Origin of the sequence: Microbacterium sp. (assembly GCF_035277845.1) — a bacterium.
Classification (GTDB): domain Bacteria; phylum Actinomycetota; class Actinomycetes; order Actinomycetales; family Microbacteriaceae; genus Microbacterium.
Genome location: NZ_DATEJS010000047.1, coordinates 1 through 8742, shown reverse-complemented (window position 1 = coordinate 8742; position 8742 = coordinate 1). Strand labels below are relative to the sequence as shown.

Annotated in this window: 8 protein-coding genes and 2 pseudogenes; 5 read left to right on the top strand and 5 right to left on the bottom strand. The window is 71.5% G+C overall.

From position 1 onward, the window contains the following. Together VJR25_RS01840 and VJR25_RS01835 are read right to left on the bottom strand one after the other, a co-directional pair. Positions 1-439, bottom strand: a pseudogene (locus VJR25_RS01840) (long-chain fatty acid--CoA ligase); the annotation flags it as partial. Next, positions 436-1062 carry a biotin transporter BioY gene (locus tag VJR25_RS01835; RefSeq protein ID WP_324111924.1) on the bottom strand — a complete coding sequence of 209 codons (627 nt, stop codon included), beginning with the start codon at positions 1060-1062 and terminating at the stop codon, positions 436-438. The pseudogene VJR25_RS01840 and the gene VJR25_RS01835, both read right to left, overlap by 4 nt. Before the next feature lie 65 nt (positions 1063-1127). On the opposite strand from VJR25_RS01835, the gene VJR25_RS01830 reads away from it, so the two are divergent. From VJR25_RS01830 to VJR25_RS01815, 4 genes are all read left to right on the top strand, one after another. Beyond that, entirely contained in the window at positions 1128-1745 is a 618-nt protein-coding gene (locus tag VJR25_RS01830; RefSeq protein WP_324111922.1) for a TetR family transcriptional regulator, read from the top strand. Between the two features lie 44 nt (positions 1746-1789). Beyond that, positions 1790-2092, top strand: coding sequence for an antibiotic biosynthesis monooxygenase family protein (locus VJR25_RS01825; RefSeq protein ID WP_324111921.1), 303 nt, complete (start codon positions 1790-1792; stop codon positions 2090-2092). Positions 2093-2344: 252 nt separating this feature from the next. After that, on the top strand, positions 2345-3883 hold the full coding sequence (locus VJR25_RS01820) for a hypothetical protein (protein WP_324111919.1): 1539 nt from the start codon (positions 2345-2347) through the stop codon (positions 3881-3883). An 85-nt stretch (positions 3884-3968) separates the two neighbouring features. Further along, positions 3969-4763: an isocitrate lyase/phosphoenolpyruvate mutase family protein gene (locus tag VJR25_RS01815; RefSeq protein WP_324111917.1), complete on the top strand. Its 795-nt coding sequence runs from the start codon at positions 3969-3971 to the stop codon at positions 4761-4763. Positions 4764-4915: 152 nt separating this feature from the next. On the opposite strand, the gene VJR25_RS01810 is transcribed toward VJR25_RS01815, so the two are convergent. Together VJR25_RS01810 and VJR25_RS01805 are read right to left on the bottom strand one after the other, a co-directional pair. After that, entirely contained in the window at positions 4916-6172 is a 1257-nt protein-coding gene (locus VJR25_RS01810) for an APC family permease (RefSeq protein WP_324111915.1), read from the bottom strand. Between the two features lie 106 nt (positions 6173-6278). After that, positions 6279-7037 carry a Pr6Pr family membrane protein gene (locus VJR25_RS01805; protein ID WP_324111913.1) on the bottom strand — a complete coding sequence of 253 codons (759 nt, stop codon included), beginning with the start codon at positions 7035-7037 and terminating at the stop codon, positions 6279-6281. Between the two features lie 220 nt (positions 7038-7257). Here VJR25_RS01805 and VJR25_RS01800 point away from each other — a divergent pair, with 220 nt between their 5' ends. Beyond that, the gene (locus VJR25_RS01800) at positions 7258-8586 is read left to right on the top strand and encodes an HNH endonuclease signature motif containing protein (protein ID WP_324111911.1); all 1329 of its coding nucleotides are present in this window, start codon (positions 7258-7260) and stop codon (positions 8584-8586) included. Here the strand turns inward: VJR25_RS01800 and VJR25_RS01795 are convergent. Beyond that, positions 8523-8742 (bottom strand): annotated as a pseudogene (locus VJR25_RS01795) (hypothetical protein); the annotation flags it as partial. The gene VJR25_RS01800 and the pseudogene VJR25_RS01795 overlap by 64 nt on opposite strands.

Genomic DNA, 8742 nt, shown 5'->3' with positions numbered 1-8742 from the left:
CCTCGAGCACCGCGCGCAGCGCCTGCGGGGTGCCGTGCAGGCACGTGGCGGCATCCCGCTCCGCTCCGTCGAGGATCGGCCGCGGCCCTCCCGCCAGCGCGTGCGCGAGGGAGAAGAGGGTCAGCGAGGATGCCGGGGGAGCGGGCAGCAGCACGGCAGCATCCGGGTCGGCATCCAGCAGGCGCGCGACCGCGTCGAACGACGCCGCCCACGACTGCGCGGTGCGCAGCACGATCCGCGGCGCGCCGCTGCTGCCTGACGTCAGCGTCGCCCAGGCGGCATCCGCGGGAGGCGCCATCGCGGCGGTGACCGCGGTCACGGCATCCCACTGCGCCTGCGGCCAGCGGTCGTCGCCGACCAGCGGGACGTGCCCGGCGTCGCGCAGGGTGCGCAGGCGCTCGAGCAGTCCCGTGGCGTCGCCGCTGACCGGGACGATCACGGCACGCGGGCCGGTTCGACGGGAGCGGGCGCGGCGTCCTTCGCGGGCCACGTGCGGCGGAACGCGCGCGGGTAGGCGCGCACCAGCGTCGCCACGATCGCCGTCGCGATGACGGCCTTCGTGAGGTCGCCGGGGATGAAGATCAGGCTGGTGAGCGCGGTCTCGCCGAGCGGCAGGCGGGTGACGAGGCTCTGCACCGGGATGCCCAGAGCGTAGACGATGAGGATGCCGCCGGCCACGACGCCGGCGAAGGTGCGCCACAGCACCGGCTTGCGCCCGCCCGCGTGCACGATCAGGCCGATCACGAGGGCGCCGGCGATCCAGCCGAGCGCATAGCCGGCCGACGGTCCGACGAACACGCCGATCCCGCCGCGGCCGCCGGCGAGCAGGGGGAGCCCCACCGCCACGAGCGCGAGGAACACGGTCATCGACAGCGCGCCCAGCCACGGGCCGAGGATGGCGCCGGCCAGCATCACGCCGAGCGTCTGCGCGGTGATCGGCACGGCGCCGAGCACCGTGAAGCTGCCGGGCAGACCGAGCACGGCCACGATCGCGGCGAACACGGCGACACGGGCGAGGTCGGTGGCATCGAGCCGGCGGGCGCGGGGGGACGGGTTCGTCATCGGGGTCTCCTTCACGGTGTCACCTGAACACCGTTCACCTGAACGGTGTTCACTATAGTGGGGGCATGGCGGGCACTGAAAGCGGACGACGTCACACACGGGAAGACGTCGCCCAGGCGGCACTGCGGATCCTCGACGACGACGGACTGCCCGACCTCACCATGCGCCGCCTCGCCGCGGCGCTCGAGGTGCAGCCGAGCGCGCTGTACTGGCACTTCCCGAACAAGCAGACCCTGCTCGCCGAGCTCGCGGACCGCATCGTCGCGACGGCGGCCTCACGCCCGGTGACGGATGCCACCACCCAGACGCGGGCCGCGGCATCCGCCCTGCGCGATGCGCTGCTCGCCTACCGAGACGGGGCCGAAGTGGTCTCGAGCACGCTCGCGCTCGGCCTCGGCGCCACGACGGCGCGGGATCGCCTCGCCGCCGCCATCGCGGCAGACGGATTCGACGAGCGGCTCGCCGCGCGCGCGGCCACGGCGCTGCTGCACTTCGTCATGGGACACGTCTCGCACGAGCAGCAGCGCCTGCAGTACGACAGCATCGGCGTCGTCGCCCCCGAGGCCGCCGCCGCACCGGACAGCGACGATCCGGCGGCCGAATTCGCGTTCGGGGTCGACCTGCTGGTGGGCGGTCTCGACCTCGCCCGCTCTGGAGCCGGCGGCTCCGCGGGTGCACACTGAGGACACACCGAGGAGCGGCATCCGGAACGCCATGAGGAGGCCCCATGTCCGCGCAGATCCTGACCGAGGTCAGCGCCGTCGTCACCGAGGATCGTGAGGCCGATCTCGTCGCCGGCTTCTCGGCGCTGCTGAGTCAGGAACTGCCGGACGGCCTGCTGCGCACGGAGCTGCTCCGGGGCGCTGACGGCGCCTGGCGGATCCAGAGCCTGTGGCGCGATCGAGACGCGCTCGAGGCCATGCGCGCGAGTCCGGAGCCCCCCGCCGCACCGACGCTGTTCCGCAGTGTCGGTGCGGATCCGACCCTCAGCATCCTCGTCGTGGCCGAGGGTCGCCGGTTCGCCGACTGAGGCTCGGCCCGGGCTCAGCGGCCGGGCCGGACATCGGCCCGGCTTTCGGGTTCCGATGAATCGGCAACGGGCCGACTATTCCCTGTTCTTCTGCGGGTCTGCGGCGGGGTATCCTGCCATCGGACCACCGCTCTGCACGCTGCGGCACACCCCTTTCGACGGACCTCCGATCCGACCGGGATCATCGCGTGCGACCCCGCCGGGCACGCCCACGCAGCGCACCCCGGATCACCCTCGACGCGAGAGCGAACCATGCCCGAATCCTCCGACCCGTTCGACCCGTCCGACCGTCACGTCACCGCGGACACGTCGCCTTTCGACGCACTGGTCTCCGCGGCATCCGAGCCCGCCGTCCCGACGTTCGCCACGGTGTTCCGCGGCTACGACCGCGACGAGGTCGACACCACCATCGCCGACCTCAGCACGCGGCTGAAGGCCAAGAGCGACGAGGCCGCGCAGCTCGAGGAGCGCTACCGCCGGGCCGCGCGCACCGCGATCGCACAGAACCGCAAGACCGTGGAGCGGCTCGAAGCCGACCTCGCCGCCGCGAACGCGCAGAACCGCGACATCGCCAAGCAGCTCGAAGACGAGCAGCAGGCCGGCGCCGGAGCACGCGACGAGACCGCGAAGCTGCAGACGGCGCTGGATGCCGCCACCGCCGGCGACCGCGACGAGATCGAGCGGCTCACCGCCGAGCTGACGACGGCGACCGCGCGGGCGACGAAGGCCGAGCAGAAGGTGCAGACCCTGTCCGACGAGCTGGTGGGCGCCGGAGCCGAGTCGGCGAACCGCCACCACTTCGAAGAGGTGCTGCGCGTCGCCGAGGAGCAGGCGGGCGTGCTCATCCGCAACGCCACCGTGCAGGGCGACCGGCTGCTGGAGGCCGCGCGCGAGGAGATCCTGAACCGCCGCCGCGAGGCGCAGACCGAGGCCGAGGCGATCATCGCGGAGGCGCAGCACGAGGCTGAGCAGGTGCGGCTGCGGATCGACACCGAGCTGACCGCCCACCAGGCGCAGCTGGAGCGCGAGTCCGCGCACGCGGCCGAGAAGGTCTCGCACGCAGAGCAGGAGGCCGCGGCCATCCGCTCCGAAGCCGAGAAGGGTGCGGCGGCGCTGCGTTCGATGGTGTCGCGCGAAACCTCCCGCGACCGCGCCGACGCGGAGCAGACCGTGCGCGAGCTGCGCCAGCGCGCCCTCGAGTTCGAGGAGTCGCTGACCCGCCGCCAGGACGACGCCCAGCAGGAGTTCCTCGTGCTGCACAACCAGGCCGTCGCCCACGCCGAGCGCATCACGCAGGACGCGAACGAGCAGGTCACGGCATCCCTGGAGCACGCCCAGCGCGTCTCGAGCAAGGCCGACGACTTCGAGAAGCTGATGCGCGCCCAGGCGCAGCAGATCGAGGCGGATGCTCGCGTGCGCGCCCGCGAGCATCTCGACCGCGCCCGCGACAAGGCCCAGCACATCATCGACACGGTCACCGCGCACTCCCAGTCGGTGCTGCGCGACGCCGAGGACCGCACCCGCCAGCTGCGCTGGCAGCAGCATCAGCTCACGAGCTTCATGGCCGAGGTCAAGGAGCTCATCCGGCCCGAGATGCCGCTCGAGCTGGCCGAGGCCGATGCCGCGAACCGCGAGGCGGATCAGGATGCCGCGGCGGTCATCGAGGATGCCGCCGAGATCGTCGACGCCGTCGACCTGGGCGACGCGGACGGTGCGGACGCAAGCCCCGAGGAGGCCGGGTCCGATGCCGGGTCGTCCGGCGGTGGCAAGCAGGTCAAGCACAAGAAGTGACGGACGCGGCTCGCACGAGGGCCGTTGACGCGCGAAGGGTGATCCGATAGACCACGAGGGACAGTGTTCTGATCGGGAGGTCGCCATGCGCGCAGACCGTGCCGCCGAATTCCTGGCCCTGCATGCCGGCACCGGCTTCGTGCTGCCGAATGCGTGGGATGCCGGATCGGCCCGCCTGCTCGCCCAGATCGGGTTCCCCGCCATCGCCACCACCAGCGCAGGCATCGCCTGGTCGTACGGCGTGCAGGACGGCGGCGTCATCGGATTCGACACCATGCTCGAGCGGGTGCGCGAGATCACGCGCGTTGCCCGGGTGCCGGTGAGCGCCGACCTCGAATCCGGATACGCCGACCCCGGGCGGGCGGTCTCGCAGGCCGTCAGCGCGGGCGCCGTCGGGGGGAACCTCGAGGACGCCGCGGACGGATACCTGTTCGACATCGGCCTCGCGACCGACAACATCGCTGCGGCTCGCAATGCCGCCGCGAAGGGCACGTTCGTGCTCAATGCCCGCACCGACGCGTACTTCTCGAAGTTCGACGGAGACCCGTTCGCCGAGACCGTCGCGCGCGCCCAGCGGTACGTCGACGCAGGGGCGGACTGCATCTTCGTGCCGGGCGTGAACGACGCCGACACGATCCGCCGTCTCGCCGCCGAGATCCCGGCGCCCCTGAACGTGGTCGCCGGTCTCAGCGCGAACCGCATCGACGCGCCCACCCTGTTCGAACTCGGCGTCAAGCGGGTGAGCGTCGGCGGCAGCCTCGCCAGGGCCGCCATGAGCGCGATCGAGAACGCCGGCCGCGAGCTGCTCGAGACGGGCACCCTCGGGTTCCTCGACGGAGCCCTCGGCTACGCCGATCTGCAGCACCGCTTCGCCCTGTAGTCCTCGCGCTGTAGTCCTCGGCCCGCGTGGGCTGCTTCGCGCTTCGGCCCGCGCGGCATCCTCGCACCCCGGGCACAACCCATCCCGTTCAAGGGTCACGATCTGCCCCCTGAACCATGCATTCGTGACCCTTGAGCGACGGAGAGTCCGGGTCATCCGCCGCCGCGCGCGACCCGCAGGCGGATGAGTCGATAGCCGAGCCCGACGAGCAGTACCACGACCCCCGCGAGGATCGAGCTCGGCGGCAGCGTGGCGACCAGCACGAGGCATCCGACTGCGCCGGCGATCGCGAGCGCCCGCGGATACCGTCGGTGCTCCCGCTGCTGCGTCCACGCCGACGTGTTCGCCACGAAGTAGTACAGCAGCACGCCGAACGACGAGAACCCGATCGCACCGCGCAGGTCGGTGACCGCGACGAGCACGCACACCACGAGCCCGACCGCGAGCTCCGCGCGATGCGGCACGCGGAACCGAGGATGCACCGCCGCGAACCAGCCCGGGATGTCGTGGTTGCGTGCCATCGCGAGGCTGGTGCGGCCGATGCCGGCGATCATCGCGAGGAGGGCGCCGAGGGCGGCGGCTGCGGCGCCGATCCGGATGACGAGCTGCGGCCAGACGAGGCCGGACGCACCGGCGACCGCGCCGAGCGGTGCGGATGCCGATGCGAGGCCGGCCGGCCCCAGTGCGTGCAGCGCCGAGACGGCGACGAGCGCGTACACGATCAGGGTGATCGTGAGCGCGGTCGTGATGGCGCGGGGAATCGTGCGTGCCGGGTCCACGACCTCTTCGCCCATCGTCGCGATCCGTGCGTAGCCGGCGAACGCGAAGAACAGGAAGCCCGCCGACTGCAGCACGCCGTAGGCGGTCACGGGTGTGCCCGGCGGCGCGGCGCTCGCCGACGTGTGCGTGAAGCCGAGCACCACCGCCACGGTCAGGGCGACGAGTGAGACCGCGACGAGGATGCGGGTGAGCAGTGCGGTGCGCGTGACGCCGAGGCTGTTCACGACCGTCAGCACGACGACCGCGCCGATCGCGACCGGCTTCACCCACGCGGTCGGCACGGCGTACGTCGCGAAGGTGATCGCCATCGCCGCGGAGCTGGCGGTCTTGCCCACGACGAATGACCAGCCGGCGAAGAACCCCGGCCACGGGCCCAGCTGCTCCCGTCCGTAGACGTAGGTGCCCCCGGAAGTCGGATACTGCGCGGCGAGCTGCGCCGACGAGGTCGCGTTGCAGAACGCGATGAATCCGGCGACGACGAGGCCGACCAGCAGTCCCGCCCCGGCGGCCGCGGCCGCGGGGGCGAACGATGCGAAGATGCCCGCGCCGATCATCGAGCCGAGCCCGATGACGACCGCGTCACCGAGCCGCAGACGGCGTGCGAGCGAGCCGCCGGGCGTGTTGGTCACGGTCTCATCGTCTCAGCCTGAACCCGGCATTCGTCACACGTGAGCGTGCTGAGCGTGCTCGCGGGCGGGTCGGTCGGCCGGTCCCGTCGCTGTGGCCGCGGGCGGCTCACGGGGCCGCGACGGGACCAGTGGGATCGGCGCTCGCCGGTTGCGGTGTCGAGCCGACGCGCGGACTCAGCAGTGCCGGGACGAATCGGTCGGCGATCATCACCACAACTGCGAGCACGACCGCCGCGACCAGCACCATCACCGCGTTCACGAGCGCCTGCGCGAGTCCGAGGTGTCCGGCATCCAGGAAGGGATACGGGTACCAGTTCGTGACCGCGCCGTGCGCGAAGGTGTAGACCAGCCAGACGACCGGCCAGATGAACGCGGCGGCCGCAGTGCGGATGCCGAGCCGCCGGCGCGGCCCGAACAGCACCCAGGCGATGACGGCGAGCCACGGTGAGACGTAGTGGAGCAGGATCGTGGCGACCTCGGCCCAGCCGGTGAGGTGCAGCAGCGGGGCGAGCATGATGTCGTAGACGACGCCCGTGATGATGATCCCGAGCAGCGCGTCCAGCTGGGCGACCCGCCAGCCGCGGCCGTCGCGCCGCGGGTCCATCGCCATGAGCGCCGCGACGACGCAGACCACGAGGTTGCTCTGGATCGTGAAGAAGCTGAACAGGCGCACGAGCCTCGTCGCGAGGGGCACGGCCGTTCCGCTCGCGCCGGAGTTGGCGTCGGTGCCGCCGCTGAAGATGAGCGTGATCTGCACCACCAGACCCACGGCGACCGCGAGGGCGACGGCGCCGTAGACCACGCGAGCGGCGAGCACGACGCCCGGCCGCGGAGCGGGCGCGCCGGATGTCTGTGAGGATGCCATGACCCCATCATGTCGGCCCGAGCGTGCCGACCGGGGATGCCGCACGGGTCGAGGGGTGCGCCACGTTTCCCGACATCGGCAGGGTCGATGGCGTGTGGTGGGCGACTGGGAACAGAAGTTGCATGATGGTTGTGGCAATCGGTGCATGACGCAACGGACGGCGTCTCGAAATCGCGCCCTATCTCTTGTATTTGTCGAATAGTAGTACTAATATAGGTTCATGGACGAGGAAGACGTGGACGATTGGGACCACTTCCCGGAGGAGGACGGGTTCCGGGTGCCCGACCCGCTCGATCCGATCCTCGATGTGGATGCCATGCTGTCGGTGATGGACGCCCAGCGAGTCCAGCGGATCGACTGCCTCAGGTTGGATGAGCTCGCCCGTGCTGCACGGTCCGGCCTGACGAACGTCGAACTCGTCGAGAGGTCACTGCGGCTGGAGCTGGCCGCCGCGATGCGGATCACCGAATACGGGGCGGGGATGCTCATGATGCGTGGGCAGGCACTGGTGCATCGATACCCGTCCGCTCTCGACTCTCTGGGTTCGGGAAGGATGACCACCGAGCATTCCGAGGTGCTGGTGTCGCTCCTCGATGCGGTGCCGCCGGAGATCCGGAAGGACCTGGTGGCTCCTGCGGTGCAGTTGGCGGAGACGGAGCCGTGCGGGGTGTTCCGTCGCAAGCTGCGGCGCCTGATCGAGGCCGCTCAGGCGCCGACTCTCGCCGAGCGGCAGGAGGCCGCGCTGACGCGGCGTCGGGCGGTGTTCGAGCCGGACCTCGACGGCATGGCGTGGCTGCACATCTTCGGGCCGGCCGTGGAGCTCAAGGCAGCGCACGATAGGGTCACGCGCATCGCCACATCCGTCCTGCGGGGCGGCGCGGACGCGGCGGACGGTTCAGCGGGCGCGGCGCACGTCGGCGAACCTGCGGCCGGGCCGGACGGCCGCACCCTGGACCAGATCCGGGCCGATGTCTATGGCGACCTCCTCATCGACGGGATCGTGCCGGGGCATCCGAAGGCGGCGCGCGGAATCCGCGCAGAGGTCGTCGTCACCGTGCCCGCCCTCTCGCTCCTCGACGACGAGCACGCCGCCGCGGCCGAGCCTGCGCGCGTCGAGGGGCTCGGGCCGATCCCCATCGCCACCGCGCGCAGGCTGTGCGGCGGGTCGAAGGACTGGATGCGGGTGCTGACCCATCCCGAGACGGGCATGATCCTCTCCGTCGGCCGCAGGAAGTACCGACCGCCCAAGGCGCTCCGGCAATTGGTGAAGTGGCGGGCGGGGCGATGTCTGGCGCCCGGCTGTGGGATGCCTGCCGACAGATGCGAGATCGACCATTCCATCGACTGGGCACTGGGTGGCGAGACGCGCCTCACGAACCTGAACCCGTTCTGCACCGGCCATCACACTGTCAAGCACGGCACCGAGTGGTGCGTCGTCCAGTGCGACGGAGGTGCGATGCGGTGGACCAGTCCCTTGGGCCGCGTCTATCTCGTGGAACCCGAGCGATCGCTTCCCGTCTTCACGGTCGACGAGCCCGCACCCTTCTGATCCCGGGCGGCATCCTTCGCGGCATCGTCCAGGCGGGCCAGCAGGTCGACGGCCGCGCGCGCGTACTCGCCGATCCAGCGGTCGTGGATGCGCTTGATCGGAAGCGGTGACAGGGTGAGCAGGCGCTCCCGTCCGGCCTTGCGCCCGGCGACGAGC

Bases quoted from the DNA above. Each gene is read 5' to 3' on its own strand.
- VJR25_RS01825 (WP_324111921.1), top strand. From the start codon at position 1,790: ATGTCCGCGCAGATCCTGACCGAGGTCAGCGCCGTCGTCACCGAGGAT.
- VJR25_RS01835 (WP_324111924.1), bottom strand. From the start codon at position 1,062: ATGACGAACCCGTCCCCCCGCGCCCGCCGGCTCGATGCCACCGACCTC.
- VJR25_RS01815 (WP_324111917.1), top strand. From the start codon at position 3,969: ATGCGCGCAGACCGTGCCGCCGAATTCCTGGCCCTGCATGCCGGCACC.
- VJR25_RS01820 (WP_324111919.1), top strand. From the start codon at position 2,345: ATGCCCGAATCCTCCGACCCGTTCGACCCGTCCGACCGTCACGTCACC.
- VJR25_RS01830 (WP_324111922.1), top strand. From the start codon at position 1,128: ATGGCGGGCACTGAAAGCGGACGACGTCACACACGGGAAGACGTCGCC.
- VJR25_RS01805 (WP_324111913.1), bottom strand. From the start codon at position 7,037: ATGGCATCCTCACAGACATCCGGCGCGCCCGCTCCGCGGCCGGGCGTC.
- VJR25_RS01800 (WP_324111911.1), top strand. From the start codon at position 7,258: ATGGACGAGGAAGACGTGGACGATTGGGACCACTTCCCGGAGGAGGAC.